General features: G+C 72.9%; 11 protein-coding genes. 2 read left to right on the top strand and 9 right to left on the bottom strand.

Annotation, left to right across the window (positions count from 1 at the left end; translation table 11 throughout):
* Window positions 1-119: 119 nt before the first annotated feature.
* The 3 genes from ABZX40_RS19400 to ABZX40_RS19390 all read right to left on the bottom strand — a co-directional run bounded on the left by ABZX40_RS19400 (window position 120) and on the right by ABZX40_RS19390 (window position 5,883).
* Window positions 120-1,895: a PQQ-binding-like beta-propeller repeat protein gene (locus ABZX40_RS19400; RefSeq protein WP_355739634.1), complete on the bottom strand. Its 1,776-nt coding sequence runs from the start codon at window positions 1,893-1,895 to the stop codon at window positions 120-122.
* Window positions 1,896-1,991: 96 nt separating this feature from the next.
* The gene (locus ABZX40_RS19395; protein WP_355739637.1) at window positions 1,992-3,815 is read right to left on the bottom strand and encodes a PQQ-binding-like beta-propeller repeat protein; all 1,824 of its coding nucleotides are present in this window, start codon (window positions 3,813-3,815) and stop codon (window positions 1,992-1,994) included.
* A gap of 247 nt (window positions 3,816-4,062) precedes the next feature.
* Window positions 4,063-5,883, bottom strand: a complete 1,821-nt coding sequence (locus ABZX40_RS19390) for an ABC-F family ATP-binding cassette domain-containing protein (protein WP_355739640.1) — start codon at window positions 5,881-5,883, stop codon at window positions 4,063-4,065.
* A 158-nt stretch (window positions 5,884-6,041) separates the two neighbouring features.
* Here ABZX40_RS19390 and ABZX40_RS19385 point away from each other — a divergent pair, with 158 nt between their 5' ends.
* Window positions 6,042-6,632 carry a Uma2 family endonuclease gene (locus ABZX40_RS19385; protein WP_355739643.1) on the top strand — a complete coding sequence of 197 codons (591 nt, stop codon included), beginning with the start codon at window positions 6,042-6,044 and terminating at the stop codon, window positions 6,630-6,632.
* Window positions 6,633-6,644: 12 nt separating this feature from the next.
* Here ABZX40_RS19385 and ABZX40_RS19380 read toward each other — a convergent pair whose 3' ends face one another.
* The 6 genes from ABZX40_RS19380 to rsmI form a co-directional block, all read right to left on the bottom strand.
* Window positions 6,645-7,532: a 4-(cytidine 5'-diphospho)-2-C-methyl-D-erythritol kinase gene (locus ABZX40_RS19380; RefSeq protein WP_355739646.1), complete on the bottom strand. Its 888-nt coding sequence runs from the start codon at window positions 7,530-7,532 to the stop codon at window positions 6,645-6,647.
* Window positions 7,533-7,544: 12 nt separating this feature from the next.
* Window positions 7,545-8,516, bottom strand: coding sequence for a 16S rRNA (adenine(1518)-N(6)/adenine(1519)-N(6))-dimethyltransferase RsmA (gene rsmA, locus ABZX40_RS19375; protein WP_355739649.1), 972 nt, complete (start codon window positions 8,514-8,516; stop codon window positions 7,545-7,547).
* 106 nt (window positions 8,517-8,622) lie between these two features.
* Window positions 8,623-10,050, bottom strand: a complete 1,428-nt coding sequence (locus ABZX40_RS19370) for a ubiquitin-like domain-containing protein (protein ID WP_355739652.1) — start codon at window positions 10,048-10,050, stop codon at window positions 8,623-8,625.
* Between the two features lie 146 nt (window positions 10,051-10,196).
* Window positions 10,197-11,096, bottom strand: a complete 900-nt coding sequence (locus ABZX40_RS19365) for a TatD family hydrolase (protein WP_355739655.1) — start codon at window positions 11,094-11,096, stop codon at window positions 10,197-10,199.
* A 122-nt stretch (window positions 11,097-11,218) separates the two neighbouring features.
* On the bottom strand, window positions 11,219-11,632 hold the full coding sequence (locus tag ABZX40_RS19360; RefSeq protein WP_355739658.1) for a hypothetical protein: 414 nt from the start codon (window positions 11,630-11,632) through the stop codon (window positions 11,219-11,221).
* Window positions 11,633-11,964: 332 nt separating this feature from the next.
* Window positions 11,965-12,816, bottom strand: coding sequence for a 16S rRNA (cytidine(1402)-2'-O)-methyltransferase (gene rsmI, locus ABZX40_RS19355; protein ID WP_355739661.1), 852 nt, complete (start codon window positions 12,814-12,816; stop codon window positions 11,965-11,967).
* A gap of 159 nt (window positions 12,817-12,975) precedes the next feature.
* Between rsmI and ABZX40_RS19350 the strand changes: the two genes are divergently transcribed.
* Window positions 12,976-14,781, top strand: a complete 1,806-nt coding sequence (locus tag ABZX40_RS19350) for a phospholipid carrier-dependent glycosyltransferase (RefSeq protein WP_355739664.1) — start codon at window positions 12,976-12,978, stop codon at window positions 14,779-14,781.
* Window positions 14,782-14,931: the final 150 nt, after the last annotated feature.

Raw genomic sequence — 14,931 nt, 5'->3', positions numbered from 1 at the left:
GGGGCGGGCGGGGGCAGTGGGAGGCGAGCGGGAGTGAGCGGGGGTGAGGAGGGGTGAGCGGGGGCGCGGGTGTGGCGCGCGGCGGTGGGTTCACGCCCACGGATTCGCCCCCGCACCCCCTACTTCGCGCCGAAGCCCAGTGCCGTGAAGACCTCCTCGCCCTCCGAGTACGGCCTGCTGATCAGGTTCTTGCCGAGGAACAGGCGTCCGTCGGTGTAGCGCAGTTCCGCCGAGCTGGGCACCATCCTGCTGATCGCGTCCCGTACCGACCGGCTGTCCGGGGTCTCCAGGAGGGTGGTCTGCTTCATCGTGCCGCCGTTGACCGAGACGATCTGGTCGCCCCCGTCGTACGGGCCCTCCTTGTAGGCGAGGAGATCGCCGCCGTCCATGCGCACCGGGAAGATCGTGTAGCCGTCCCCGGCGTCGATACGGTCGCCGGTCGTCTTGCCGGTCTCCAGGGAGAACGCCACGATCTCATTGGTCTGGCCGTAGTCGCCGCCGGCGTCGTGCTCCTTGGTCGGCACCCAGAGTTTGCCGTTGCCGACCACGATCCCGCCGCAGCCGTCGATGCGGCTGATCTCGCAGCGGTGGTTGTACTCCCCGTCCTTCAGGGCGATCTTGTAGAGCAGTTTGCCGTTGTCGTCCAGGGAGAAGACGTCCGAGGCGCCGGAGGCGGTGATGTCCGCCGAGTCCACTCCGAACACCACCGGGTCGGTGGAGATCACCTTGATGTTCTCCAGCCCGGCGGGGACCTGGTAACCCCAGGTGACCGCACCCGTCTTCGGGTCGATCACCTGGACCTCGAACTTCTCGCTGCCGTACTCGCCGCACTTGTGGACCGCGACGAGCTGCGCGCCGCCCGCGTAGCCGGCATCCGCGCAGTTGCTGACCTTCGGCTGCCACAGCACCTTGCCGCTGGTGAGGTCGAAGGCCGCGCCGCCGGTGAAGCCGCCGCCGACCGCGACCGTGGAGCCGGTGATACTGGCCTCCGCGAACTCCACCTCGGCGTCATTGATGGTGACGCTCTTGCTCCACAGCTTCTTGCCGCTGCCGACATTGAACGCGGTGATCTGCGTGCACGACTCATGGTCGCCCTCGCTGTTGCGCTTACGAGTCTCCGAGAGCACCACGCTCGTCCCGTCCCCGGCGATCTGCCGGGCGAACCCGCAGGTCTGGCCGGTGAGCGGCAGGGTCCAGCGCTTGTCGCCGGTGTCCGGGTCGTAGCCGACGACCTCGTTCACCCCGCTCTTCGCGTACACCGAGTCGGTCAGCCAGGAGCCGACCACGCTGTCGATCTGGTCGCCCTTCACGGCCGGGGCGGGGATCTGGAACAGCAGTTCGGCGGCCGGGTCCGAGGGCACCGGCTCGGAGCCCTTCGGGACGGCCGCGCCCTCGTCGGCCTTGCCGTCCTTGTCGTTCCCGTCCTTCTTTCCGCCGTTCGCGCCGCTGGAGGCGGCCGTGTCGTTCCCGTCGTCGCCGGAGGACTGGGAGTACCAGACCCCGCCGCCGATGATCAGGGCGATGGCGACGACCGCCGAGACGATGATCGCCAGCTGGGCGTTGATCCTCCGGCCGCCGGATCCGCCGCTCCCCTGCCCCGGCTGCGCCTGGTGGAGCGGCACGGTGGGCTGGGGGTAGCCGTAGCCGGGGGGCGGCGGCTGGGAGGCATAGGGGTTCGGGGACGGCTGCTGCTGGCCCGGGTATCCGTAGCCGGGCGGGGTCTGCTGGGGTGCGGCGGGGTAGCCGTAGCCCGGCTGCTGCGGAGGTGCGGGCGGGGGCGGGGCCGACGGGTAGCCGTAACCGGGCTGGGGTGTCGGGGGCGGGCCGAAGCCCCCGCCGCTCGGGGGCGGCTCGTTGGGGGGCTGCTGCGGCGGGGGCGGGGGCGGCTGGGTCATCGCGGAGTACCTCGGAACCTTCGGAACCTGGGGAGCGAGCGGGAGAAGAAGCGGGGGAACGGGAAGGGCCGTACGGCGACGGCGGGCGCGGGGCCGCTACTTGCCGTACGCCAGCATCAGCTTCTCCTTGGCGTCGTCATTGCCGGTCAGCCGGGTCGTGGAGAGATAGAAGCGGCCGTCCTCCCAGGCCATGTCCCGGGAGAAGAAGCCACCCTCGACATCGGCGGCACCGCTCGGGTTCTGGAGCAGCGTGACCGGTTCGTGGTCGTTCCCGGCGATCGGGATGGACACCACCCGGCCGCCCTGGTCGTAGGACGCCCCGACATAGGCGATCAGCTCGCCGCCCTCGATCCGGAGCGGCTGCATCGACCGGTCCGACGGGGACTTCACCCGCCACTTCTCCTTGCCGTCGGCCAGACCGATGGCGACGATCTCATTGGCGCCGGTGATGGCCTCGGTCGGCAGATAGAGGGTGTCGCGGTCGGCGGCGACGCCCTGGCAGCCGGCCAGATCGCGCGCGAGGATGGCCCAGCCGCACTCCGGGGCGAAGGTCTCGTCCAGGAGGACCTGGGAGGTGACGGCTCCGTCCGCGCCGAGGACCGAGATGTTCCACTGGTCCTTCTCGTCATGGGTGCTGTAGACCACCAGCGGGTCCACGGAGTAGGCGCGGGTCACCTGCCAGCCGTTGTCGAACCGCTGGGTCCACTTGGCCTTGCCGGTACGCGGGTCCAGCTCCCGCATCTCGTCGTGCTGGTCGTCGGTCCCGGCGCCGCAGGAGGCGACCTGGAGGAGCCGTCCGCCGCTGCCCGCGAACCCGGCGGGGAAGCAGGTGTCGTCGTAGCGCTTGGCGTCGAAGAGCTTCTTGCCGTCGGTGATGTCGAACGCCGTCCCGGACTGGGAGCGGCCCACCATCAGGGTGTCGCCCGCCACCGACAGTTCCACACTGAGCGTGGAGTCGAACAGGGCGCCGTCCGGGACCTCGCCCTTCCAGCCCTTGGCACCGGTGGCCAGATCGATCTGCTGGAGCTGGTTGCACTTGGCGCGGTCGGTGGTGCCGCTCATATAGGCGACGACGATGGTGTCGTCGTCCGTCTTCTCCTCGGTGACCGCGCAGATCGGCTGCGGGAACTCGATCGGGTCCCAGGCGGGGGTGCCGTCGCCCACGGCATAGGCGAAGACCTGCTTGTACGCGGCCTTCACCGCCGTCTTGTCGGTGATCCACATCCCGGGGGCCTCGGCGCCGTCACCGGGCGCGTCCGGGGCCTCCTTGTACCAGAGGACCCGGGAGTCACCGTCCTCGCGGCCCTCGTTGAGGTTGTCCGGGTCGGGGCCCGCGCCGCCGTCGCCGTCGCCGTCACCGGGGTTGACCGGGTCGTCGGAGGCGGTCGGACCGGTGTCCCCGCTCTTCTCGGCGACGGGCTCCTTGCCGCCGTCGTCACCCCGGGTGACCGCGAAGACCGTCCCGCCGACGACCAGGAGGACGGCCACAGCCGCGCCGATGATCATCGCGGGCTTGCCCCGGAAGGGACCCCGGGGGGCGGGAGCGCCAGGGGCTCCGCCCGGGGGGCCGGGGTGGCCGGGGTGGCCGGGTGGGGTGCCCGGGTAGCCGCCGCCGGGTTGCGGATAGCCGTAGCCGGGGGGCTGGGCGCCGTAGGGGCCCGGCTGCTGGGGCCGGCCGTGGCCGGGGGTGGCGTAGGGGCCGGGGGTGGCGTACGGGCCCGGGGGCTGCTGCGGGTAGCCGTAGCCCGGCTGGGGCTGCTGCGGGTAGCCGTAACCGGGCTGGGGCGGGGGCGGGGTCTGAGGAGGAGGTGGTGGTGGCGTGGGCTGCGGGGGGCCGAAACCGCCCCCGGGGGGTGGTGGCTGGTCCTGCGGTGCACCGAAACTGCCTTGCGGCGGCGGCTGATTGGGCGGCTGAGCCATCAGCGTGTTCCCCCTGTTATTGCTGACCTTTTTAGCCACGCTCCGAGGCTCCCAAGGGACCCGGACGCGCTTCTCTTCAGTTCTCAGACCGGCCCTTTCTATCACTCGGGGCGGACATCACAACGGCCCGGCGTCCCCCCTGTTCCCAAGGGAGCACCGGGCCGTGATGGGCCCGTTACGCGCCTTCACGCCCCCTTCACGAGGTGTGCGGCGCGTTCCGGATTCCGCCGTGAAACGCCCGACTCCGCTACGCGTCCTCCGCGAGTTCCAGCCATCGCAGCTCCAGTTCCTCGCGCTCGCCGCTCAACGCGCGCAGCTCGGCGTCGAGTTCGGCGACCTTCGCGAAGTCGGTGGCGTTGGCGGCGATCCGGTCGTGCAGGGTGGTCTCCTGCTCGGAGATCCGGTCCAGCCGTCGTTCGATCTTCTGGAGTTCCTTCTTGGCGGCGCGCTGGTCGGCGGCGCTCTTCTCGGCGGGGGCGCCGCTGTCGATGGCGGGACGCGTCGCGGCGGCGGTTCCGGCGGCGGCCGTCTCCTCCATCCGCCGTCGGCGCTCCAGATACTCGTCGATCCCGCGCGGCAGCATCCGCAGGGTGCCGTCGCCGAGGAGGGCGTAGACATTGTCGGTGGTGCGCTCCACGAAGAAGCGGTCGTGGGAGATGACGATCATCGAGCCGGGCCAGCCGTCGAGGACGTCTTCGAGCTGGGTGAGGGTCTCGATGTCGAGGTCGTTGGTGGGCTCGTCGAGGAAGAGGACATTGGGCTCGTCCATCAGCAGGCGCAGCAGCTGGAGGCGGCGGCGCTCACCGCCGCTGAGGTCGCCGACCGGCGTCCACTGCTTCTCCTTGCTGAAGCCGAAGGTCTCGCAGAGCTGTCCGGCGGTCAGCTCCCGGCCCTTGCCGAGGTCGACCCGCTCCCGCACCTGCTGGACGGCCTCCAGGACCCGCAGGGCGGGATCGAGTTCGGCGACCTCCTGGGAGAGGTAGGCCAGCTTGACGGTCCGGCCGACGGCGACCCGCCCGGCGGCGGGCTGGGTCTCGCCCTCGCTGCGGGCGGCGTCGGCGAGGGCGCGCAGCAGCGAGGTCTTCCCGGCGCCGTTCACCCCGACCAGGCCGATCCGGTCACCGGGGCCGAGCTGCCAGGTGACGTGCTTGAGCAGCACCTTGGGCCCGGCCTGGACGGTGATGTCCTCCAGGTCGAACACGGTCTTGCCGAGCCGCGAGGAGGCGAACCGCATCAGCTCGCTGGTGTCCCGGGGCGGCGGGACGTCCCTGATCAGCTCATTGGCGGCCTCGACGCGGAAGCGCGGCTTGGAGGTGCGGGCGGGGGCGCCCCGGCGCAGCCAGGCCAGTTCCTTGCGGACCAGGTTCTGCCGCTTGGTCTCCTCGGTGGCGGCGATGCGCTCGCGCTCGGCGCGGGCGAAGACATAGTCGGAGTAGCCGCCCTCGTACTCATGGACCGTGCCGCGCTGGACGTCCCACATCCGGGTGCAGACCTGGTCCAGGAACCAGCGGTCGTGGGTGACGCAGACCAGGGCGGCGCGGCGCTCGCGCAGATGGCGGGCGAGCCAGGAGATGCCCTCGACATCGAGATGGTTGGTCGGCTCGTCGAGCACGATCAGGTCCTGCTCCTCGATGAGCAGCTTGGCGAGCGCGATGCGCCGCCGCTCACCGCCGGAGAGGGGGGCGATGACGGTGTCCAGGCCCTTGGGGAAGCCGGGCAGGTCGAGCCCGCCGAAGAGGCCGGTGAGCACGTCCCTGACCTTGGCGTTGCCCGCCCACTCGTGGTCGGCGAGATCGCCGATCACCTCGTGGCGGACGGTGGCGGTGGGGTCGAGGGAGTCGTGCTGGGTGAGGACGCCGAGCCGCAGCCCGCCGGAGTGGGTGACCCGGCCGGTGTCGGCCTCCTCCAGCCGGGCCAGCATCCGGATCAGCGTCGTCTTGCCGTCGCCGTTGCGGCCCACCACGCCGATGCGGTCGCCCTCGGAGACGCCGAGGGAGACTCCGTCCAGCAGGGCACGGGTGCCGTAGACCTTGGTGACGTTCTCGACATTGACCAGATTGACGGCCATTACTCTCCTGCTGCGCGGGGGTCGGTCAGCCTTCAAGCGTAGGGCCTGGGCGCGGCGGGGCGGCGCGCGAGGGGGTTGTCACTCTTTGTGATGATGCGATCGAGAAGTGATCACCGGGATGGGGGGCGGGCAGCAGGCTCGCGGGCATGGGAGGAACCATGACCGACGAGTCCACCGAGCACGGCTCCCCGTGGCCGGTGCCGCCGAGGAACGGCTACACCGCGGACGACCTGTTCGCCCTGGAGGATCTCCCGCCGCACACCCAGATGATCGACGGGAGCCTGGTCTTCGTGAGTCCGCCGAGCTACTACCACTTCGTTGTGACCGAGTCGCTGATGGGAGGGCTGGGGCTGACGCTGCCGCCGGAGCTGATGCTCGTGCGGGAGATGGCCCTGCGGCTCGATGACCGCAACGCTCCCGGGCCGGACATCATGGTGGTCGCCAGGGAGGCGCTGACCGGTCTGGATCAGCGTCATTTCGTGGCGCGGGATGTGCTGCTGGCGGTCGAGGTGGTCGCGCCGGAGTCGGAGTCCCGGGACGGAACGACCAAGCCGCTGAAGTACGCCCGTGCCGGGATCCGGCACTACTGGCGGGTCGAGCGGGACGGCGTCACGGACCAGCCGATCGCCCATGTCTACCAACTCGACCCGCTGACCCGGGGGTATGTGCACATGGGCCTCCATCGTGACCGCGTCAGGGTCGCGGAACCCTATGGCATCGACCTCGATCTGACGATCTCCAAGCCCTGACCGCGTCGCCCCTCACAGCACCGTCGCCCCCGGCGCCGGTGCTGTCGTCGTCCGTACGGTCCGGCACACCCCCGTCAGAGCCTGCGCGATCCTCACCGCGGCGGCGGCGTCGCGGGCCAGGAAGGCCGTCGTGGGGCCGGAGCCGGAGACCAGGGCGGTGAGGGCGCCCGCGGAGCGGCCCGTGGCGAGGGTGTCGGCGAGGGCCGGGAAGAGGGAGAGCGCGGCGGGCTGGAGATCGTTGGAGACGGCCGCGGCGAGGGCCTCGGGGTCGCCCTTGGCGAGGGCGGCGAGGAGGGCGGGCGAGGCCACCGGCTCCGGGATCTCGCGGCCCTCGGCCTCGGCGAGGCGGTCGAACTCGCGGAACACCGCCGGGGTGGACAGGCCCCGGTCGGCCATGGCGAAGACCCAGTGGAAGGTGGCGCCGACCTCCAGGGCCGTCAGCCTCTCGCCCCGCCCGGTGCCCAGCGCCGCGCCGCCGATCAGGCTGAACGGCACATCGCTGCCCAGTTCGGCGCAGATGTCGAGGAGCTCGGCGCGGGAGGCGCCCGTGCCCCACAGCGCGTCGCAGGCCAGCAGGGCGCCCGCCCCGTCCGCGCTGCCGCCCGCCATGCCCCCGGCGACGGGGATGTCCTTGGCGATGTGGAGGTGGACCGCGGGGACGCGGCCGTACCGCTCGGCGAGGGTGATCGCGGCGCGGGCGGCGAGGTTGGTGCGGTCCAGGGGGACCTGGTCGGCGTCGGGGCCGGAGCAGGTGACGCGGAGGTCGTCGGCCTCGGTGACCGTCACCTCGTCGTAGAGGCCGACCGCGAGGAAGACATTGGCCAGGTCGTGGAAGCCGTCGGGGCGGACCGCGCCCACCGCGAGCTGCGCGTTCACCTTGGCCGGGACACGGACCGTCACGCCGGCGCTCACTTACCGCGACTCCCTCTGCTCGGTGCTCCGGCGCTCCGCGCTCCGGTGCTCGGCGATGCGGTGCCGGGCGCTCTGACCTTCGGCGCTCCGATCGTCGACGCTTCGGTGCTCGACGCTCCGGTGCTCGGCGATGCGGGCGAACTCCTCCACCGTCAGGGACTCGCCCCGCGCCTGTGGGGACACCCCGGCCGCGACGAGCGCCGTCTCGGCCGCCGCCGCCGAACCGGCCCAGCCGGACAGCGCCGCCCGCAGCGTCTTGCGGCGCTGGGCGAACGCGGCGTCCACCACCGCGAAGACCTCGGTGCGGGCCGCCGAGGTCTTCACCGGTTCGGTCCGCCGGGTCAGGGACACCAGGCCGCTGTCCACGTTCGGCGCCGGCCAGAAGACCGTGCGGCCGATGGCTCCGGCCCGTTTGACGTCCGCGTACCAGTTGGCCTTCACCGAGGGGACGCCGTACACCTTGGAGCCGGGCGGGGCGGCCAGTCGGTCGGCGACCTCGGACTGGACCATGACCAGGGTGCGTTCGATGCTCGGGAAGGTTTCGAGCATGTGCAGCAGCACCGGGACGGCCACGTTGTAGGGGAGGTTGGCGACCAGGGCGGTGGGGGCGGGGCCAGGGAGCGCGGTGACCCGCATCGCGTCCGAGTGGACGAGGGAGAAGCGGGCGGCCCGCTCCGGCATCCGCGCGGCGATCGTGGCGGGCAGCGCGGCGGCGAGGACGTCGTCGATCTCGACGGCGGTGACCCGGTCGGCCACCTCCAGCAGCGCCAGGGTCAGCGACCCGAGCCCCGGTCCGACCTCCACCACCACGTCCTCGGGCCGCACCTCGGCGGTGCGGACGATACGGCGGACCGTGTTGGCGTCGATGACGAAGTTCTGGCCGCGCTGCTTGGTCGGCCGCACGCCGTGCGCCGCCGCGAGTTCACGGACGTCGGCGGGGCCCAGCAGGGCGTCAGGGGTGGGGCTGCTCACGGGACCAGGGTACGGGTCTCCGACGGGGGATGACTGGTTGGTTGTCGAGTGCGGGTGGGTGGGGGCTGGTCGCGCAGTTCTCCGCGCCCCTAAAACCCCCTGCGCCTCACCCGCCCAGCCGGGTCCCGCAGTGTGGCCATGGGCTCGCCCCCCGCTGGACGTACAGCTTCTTCGCCCGCAGGGTCTGTTCCGCGGCGGGGGCGTCCTGGGGGCGGCCGGCGCCGCCGAGGCTCTGCCAGGTGCGGGTGTCGAACTGGTACAGCCCGCCGTACGTCCCGGACGGGTCGACCGCGGCGGGACGGCCGCCGGACTCGCAGACGGCGAGCGCCCGCCAGTCGAGATGGTCGGCGCCCCGGACCGACACCGGCATCGGCCGCGTGCCCACCCGCACCACCCGCTCGCGCGGCGCGCGCACCACCTCGGAGCCGGTCCGGCGCGGCTTCTGCCGCACCCCGTTGACGGTCCGCACGGCGTAGACGACCTGGCGCAGCCCCGGCTGCCCGGCCTGCTCGATCACCTCCTGGCCCCGGAACAGCGCCGGGTCCGGGGTCCGCCGGACCGCGAAGGGGATCTCCTCCTCGGCGACCTCCCGCGACCCGGTGATCCGCAGCACGGTGACGGTCTGCCCGTCGCGCGGGAAGCTGCCCGGGGCCACCGAGAGGGCGTCCTCGCCGCGCAGGGTGATCCCGGCGGCGGCCACGGCCTCGCCGACGGTCGCCGCGTTGGTGCGGACGGTCCGGGCGCGGCCGTCGGCCATGACGGTCACCGCGCGTTCGGTACGGACGTCCAGCGCGAGCCCGGCGCGGCCGATGGGCCGGGAGGGCGCGGCGGAGAGATACGCGCCCTCCGCGCGCACCCCGAGCTGCCCGAGCGCCTCGCCGACCGTGCGGCCGGTCGTCCACACCTCGTGGAGCCGTCCGTCGAGGGTCAGCCGGATCGGGCGGCCATAGCGGACGGCGATCTCGTCGCCGCTGGTCAGATGGGTGCCGGGGGCCGGGGACACCCGGTCGTGGGGGCCGGTCTCGACGCCCTGGTCGGCGAGGAGTTCGGTGACGTCGTCGGCGAAGGTGTGCAGCTCGCGGGGGTGTCCGTCGACGGTCAGCTCGACGGCCTTGTCCTGGGCGACGAACGCGGTGGTGCCCCCGGCGAGGAAGGCCATGACCAGCGCGCGGGGCAGCAGCCGCCGTACGGCACCGGCCGGGGCACCGCCGCCGTCCCGCGTCCTGCGGTGGTGCGCCGAACGCCGGGGCGGTGCGCCGCTCTCGGCGACCTCCTGGTGGGGGAGGAGGGGGCCGGGGGGCTCGTAGGGGGCCGTCGGCGGGTAGGCGGTCCCGTGGAGCCCGTAGGGGAGGGTCTCCGGCGGGGGGAGGAGGGCGGAGGCGGTGGGGGTCCCGTAGGGGAGGGTGGAGGCGGTGGGGGTCCCGTAGGGGAGGGTTTCCGCCGCGTGGGGGGCGAAGGCGGCGCCGTGGCCGCCGTCCGGCTCGGTGGCCGTGCGGGTGTACGGGTTCGCGTACTCGTACTGCTGACTGCTCACGCCGACACGCTCCTGGGGCCTGGGCGTTCCTGCCCTCGGGGCCGGACGGGTCCGGCTCGGGCACCCAGAACGTAGCGGAGCGACCGTCACTCTCCAAAGCGACGCGGCTACGTGCGGTGACTGTTCGAGGCGACCGCGCCAGGGCCTCAGTAGGCGAAGGCGCGGGCGGTGTTGGCGGCGAGGGCGGTCGCCAGCTCGTCCTCCCCGACGCCCCGTACGGCGGCCATCGCGCGGACCGTGACCGGAATGAGATAGGGCGCGTTGGGCCGTCCGCGGTACGGGGCCGGGGTCAGGAAGGGGGCGTCGGTCTCCACCAGCAGCAGCTCCGGCGGGGCGACGGCGACCGCGTCGCGCAGATTCTGGGCGTTCTTGAAGGTGACGTTCCCGGCGAAGGACATGTAGTAGCCGGCGCGGGCGCAGATCTCGGCCATCGCGGCGTCGCCGGAGTAGCAGTGGAAGACGGTCCGTTCGGGGGCGCCCTCCTCCTTCAGGATGCGCAGGACGTCGGCGTGGGCGTCGCGGTCGTGGATGACCAGGGCCTTGCCGTGCCGCTTGGCGATCTCGATGTGGGCGCGGAAGGAGCGCTCCTGGGCGTCCTTGCCCTCCGGCCCGGTGCGGAAGTGGTCGAGGCCGGTCTCGCCGACCGCCTTGACCGCGTCCAGCGCGGCCAGCCGGTCGATCTCGGTGAGCGCGTCGTCGAGGGCGGCGTCACCGCCGGGGGTGCGGGCGCCCTGCCTCGACCAACCGTCGGGGTCGCCGTGCACGATCCTGGGCGCCTCGTTGGGGTGCAGGGCGACGGCCGCGTGGACGGCGTCGTACGCCGCCGCCGTCTCCGCCGCCCAGCGGGAGCCCTTGAGGTCGCAGCCGACCTGGACGAGGGTGGTGACACCGACCGACGCGGCGACGGCGAGGGCCTCGGCGACCGTGCCCGACTGCATGTCGAGGTGGGTGTGCGAGTCGGCGACCGGGACGCGCAGCGGCTGCGGGGGCGGCGGCGCGGCGTCCTTGCCGGGGGCACGGGAGGCGCCGGAGGCGTTCGAAGACATGCCCCGATCCTACGAAAGTCCCAGGACGGGACGGGACGGGATGGAGCGGGGCGGCGCGGGTCCGGGCGGCCGTCGGGCCCGGCGGGGGAGGCCGTCCGCCGGGCCCGGATTCGGGGGCGGGGCTAGCTGGCCCGGCGGTGGAAGGGGTGCAGAAGGTCGGAGAGGTGCCAGTGGTGGTGCTCGCGCCGGGCGGTGCCGGGCACGTCCCCGGCCGCCTCGTCCGCCGTGGGGTGCGGGGCCGGGCGGGCGGTGCTGCGTCGCGCCGCCTCCCGTACGCCCGAGACCCGGCCGGCCGCCATGATCCGCAGCACATGACCGTCGCAGTTGGCGCAGGTCGGCCGGTTCAGCGGGGACGGCACGACCTGGCCGTCCGCCACGTACAGCACGAAGGCGCGGCCGTCGGTGTCCGTGTGGTGCTCTATCTCGTACGACTGCTCCCAGCCGTGCCCGCACCTCATGCAGGCGAAGGAGTAGGACTCGTGGACGATGGCGCCCGCCGCGCTGCGGAGGCCGGTGTGCCCTGCGATCTCGCTCATGCCAGCTCCTGTGGTGTCCGCTGGTCCGTCGGGGACGGGTGCGTCCCCTCAGACCAGAGAACGCCTGTCCGGGCCCGGATGCACCCACCCCTGCCGAGAGTTGGCCGCGCCTTGGCCGTTCCTTGCCGAAACCCCCGGAGAGGGCCCCTCCACTTTGCCGAAGCGTGGACCGGGGCGGCGTCAGGGATGCGTCAAGACGGGTGTGAGCGGCGGGCGGCACGCCACGGAGTCCCCTGCTTCGCCCGGCCCCCTCAGGGCGTCGTCCGCTGCTTCGCCCGGCCCCTTCACGGCGTCGTCCCCTGTTTCGCCCGGCCCTCTCAGAGCGTCGTCGCTCACGGCGTGGTCCCCTGCTTCGCCGCCACCACCGCGTCGAAGACGACCCGCTTCGGCACCCCCGCCTCCACCGCCACCGCCGCGATGGCCTCCTTGCGCCGCTCCCCCGCCTCCTCCCGCACCCGCACCCGCCGCACCAGCTCCTCCGGGCCGACCTCCGCCCCCGACCGCTCCGGCGCCCCCTCCACCACCACCGTGATCTCGCCGCGCACCCCCTGCGCCGCCCAGGCCGCCAGCTCGGCCAGCGGCCCCCGCCGCACCTCCTCGTACGTCTTGGTCAGCTCCCGGCAGACCGCGGCCCGCCGGTCGCCGCCGAAGACCTCGGCCATCGCGGCGAGGGTGTCGTCGAGCCGGTGCGGGGCCTCGAAGTAGACGAGGGTGCGGCGCTCGGCGGCGGACTCCCGCAGCCGGGACAGCCGCTCCCCGGCCTTGCGCGGCAGGAACCCCTCGAAGCAGAACCGGTCCACCGGCAGCCCGGACAGCGCGAGCGCGGTGAGCACGGCGGACGGCCCCGGCACCGCGGTGACCCGGACGTCCCGCTCGACGGCCGCCGCGACCAGCCGGTACCCGGGGTCGGACACCGACGGCATCCCGGCGTCCGTCACCAGCAGCACCCGCGCCCCGCCGGCCAGCTCCTCGACCAGCTCCGGCGTCCGGGCGGCCTCGTTGCCCTCGAAGTAGGAGACCACCCGGCCCCTGGGGGTCACCCCGAGGGCCTGGGTCAGCCGGCGCAGCCGCCGGGTGTCCTCGGCGGCGATCACATCCGCGCCCGCCAGTTCCTCGGCCAGCCGGGGCGGGGCGTCCGCGGTGTCGCCGATGGGGGTGCCCGCCAAAACAAGGGTTCCAGTCACGCCCCCATCCTCCCAGTCCCCTCCCAGTCCCCTCCCAGTCCTTCCCGGCGCCCCCTCAGGCACCGGATCGATCACCGCGAACCGGGCGCATTCCCCCTCATCTCCTCCCATCCCACCCATGCGCGGGACTCGCACAGCGCCGTTCCCTACGATGGCGCGGTGACCAGTACCGCGTCCTCTGCGTCCTCCGCGCCCTCGACGGACACCCGGCATGACCAGGCCCCGCCCGACCAGCGGCCGGCGTGGCAGCAGCGGCTGCGCCGTTTCGGCTACGCGGCGCGGAGCGACGGGAGCGACGGGGGGGATCTCGGGGGCGACCCCGGGGCCGGGCCCGGGGACGTCCGGGAGCGGCTGGTGCCGCCGTACGCGGAGCCCGGACCGCGGCTGTGGGCGGCGCTCGGGATCCCCTACGAGCGGGCCACCCGTCTGGTGCGCTGGGCCGGCTGGGGCGGTCCGCTGCTGGTCACGCTGTTCGCGGGGGTGCTGCGGTTCTGGAACCTGGGCAACCCGCAGGCGGTGATATTCGACGAGACGTACTACGCGAAGGACGCGTGGGCGCTCGTGCACCGCGGGTTCGAGGTCAACTGGGACAAGAACGTCAACGATCTGATCCTGAACTCCGGGGGGAACGTCCCGATCCCCACCGACGCGGCGTATGTGGTGCATCCGCCGGTCGGGAAGTACGTCATCGGGCTGGGCGAGCTGATGTTCGGGTTCGATCCGTTCGGCTGGCGGTTCATGACGGCGGTGCTGGGCACGCTGTCGGTCCTGCTGATCTGCCGGATCGGCCGCCGGCTGCTGCGCTCCACCTTCCTGGGCTGTCTGGCGGGCGCGCTGCTGGCGGTGGACGGGCTGCACTTCGTGATGAGCCGGACGGCGCTGCTGGACGGTGTGCTGATGTTCTTCGTGGTGGCCGCGTTCGGCTGTCTGGTGGTGGACCGGGACAAGGCGCGGGCCCGGCTGGCCGCCGCGCTGCCGGTCGACCCGGACGGCAGGGTCCGCCCGGACGCGCACATCGCCGACACCGTCTCGCTGGGCCTGCGCCCGTGGCGGTGGGCGGCCGGGCTGATGCTGGGCCTGGCGGTCGGCACCAAGTGGAACGGCCTCTACGTACTGGTCGCGTTCGCGGTGATGACGGTCCTGTGGGACGTCGGCTCCCGCAAGGTGGCGGGCGCCCGGCACCCGTATCTGGCGGTCATCAAGTACGACCTGGGCCTGGCGTTCGTCGCCCTGGTCCCGGTGATGGTGGCGACCTACCTCGCGTCCTGGATCGGCTGGATCCTCTCCCCCACGGACGGCACGGGCGGCTACTACCGCAACTGGGCGGCCACCGACGGCCGGGACAGCTCCTGGTCCTGGCTGTTCCCGGACTGGCTGCGCAGCCTGTGGCACTACGAGACGCAGGTCTACCAGTTCCATGTCGACCTGGACTCCCCCCACACCTACCAGTCCAACCCGTGGAGCTGGCTGGTCCTGGGCCGCCCGGTCTCCTACTTCTACGAGTCCCCGGCCCCCGGCGCCGACGGCTGCCCGGCGGACGCCGGTGAGAAGTGTGCCCGCGAGGTCCTCGCGCTGGGCACGCCGATGCTGTGGTGGGTGGGGATCTTCGCCCTCGCCTATGTCCTGTGGCGCTGGTTCTTCCGCCGTGACTGGCGCGCGGGCGCCATCGCCTGCGCCATCGCCGCGGGGTACGTCCCCTGGTTCCTGTACCAGGAACGCACGATCTTCCTCTTCTACGCGGTCGTCTTCATCCCCTTCCTCTGTCTGGCCGTGGCGATGCTCCTCGGCGCGCTGATCGGCCCAGCCCGCTCCTCGGACACCCGCAGGGTCGCGGGCGCGACCGGCGCGGGCGTCCTGGTCCTCCTCATCGCCTGGAACTTCATCTATTTCTGGCCGATCTACACGGGCCAGTCGATCCCGATCGACGACTGGCGCTCCCGGATGTGGCTGGACACCTGGGTGTAGCCGCCTCCTCGGGCGGCGCCCGACCGGGCGCTACAGGCCGTCCAGGAAGCGCACGAGCGCCTTCAGCGCGCGGAACCCCCTGCGGTGCGCTCGGCAGCAGAAGTTCCGTCTGCGCCAGCGGGCGGCCGGCTGCGGGACCGGCGTCCCGCA

The organism is Streptomyces sp. NPDC004610 (assembly GCF_040609715.1).
In the GTDB taxonomy this organism is placed as follows: Bacteria; Actinomycetota; Actinomycetes; order Streptomycetales; family Streptomycetaceae; genus Streptomyces.
The sequence above is the reverse complement of the archived record's forward strand: the minus strand, read 5'-3'. Positions and strand labels throughout refer to the sequence as shown.

What these genes read in the sequence shown, in the direction of transcription:
- ABZX40_RS19400 (WP_355739634.1), bottom strand. Translation starts at nt 1,895, where the DNA reads ATGACCCAGCCGCCCCCGCCCCCGCCGCAGCAGCCCCCCAACGAGCCG.
- ABZX40_RS19395 (WP_355739637.1), bottom strand. Translation starts at nt 3,815, where the DNA reads ATGGCTCAGCCGCCCAATCAGCCGCCGCCGCAAGGCAGTTTCGGTGCA.
- ABZX40_RS19390 (WP_355739640.1), bottom strand. Translation starts at nt 5,883, where the DNA reads ATGGCCGTCAATCTGGTCAATGTCGAGAACGTCACCAAGGTCTACGGC.
- ABZX40_RS19385 (WP_355739643.1), top strand. Translation starts at nt 6,042, where the DNA reads ATGACCGACGAGTCCACCGAGCACGGCTCCCCGTGGCCGGTGCCGCCG.
- ABZX40_RS19365 (WP_355739655.1), bottom strand. Translation starts at nt 11,096, where the DNA reads ATGTCTTCGAACGCCTCCGGCGCCTCCCGTGCCCCCGGCAAGGACGCC.
- ABZX40_RS19360 (WP_355739658.1), bottom strand. Translation starts at nt 11,632, where the DNA reads ATGAGCGAGATCGCAGGGCACACCGGCCTCCGCAGCGCGGCGGGCGCC.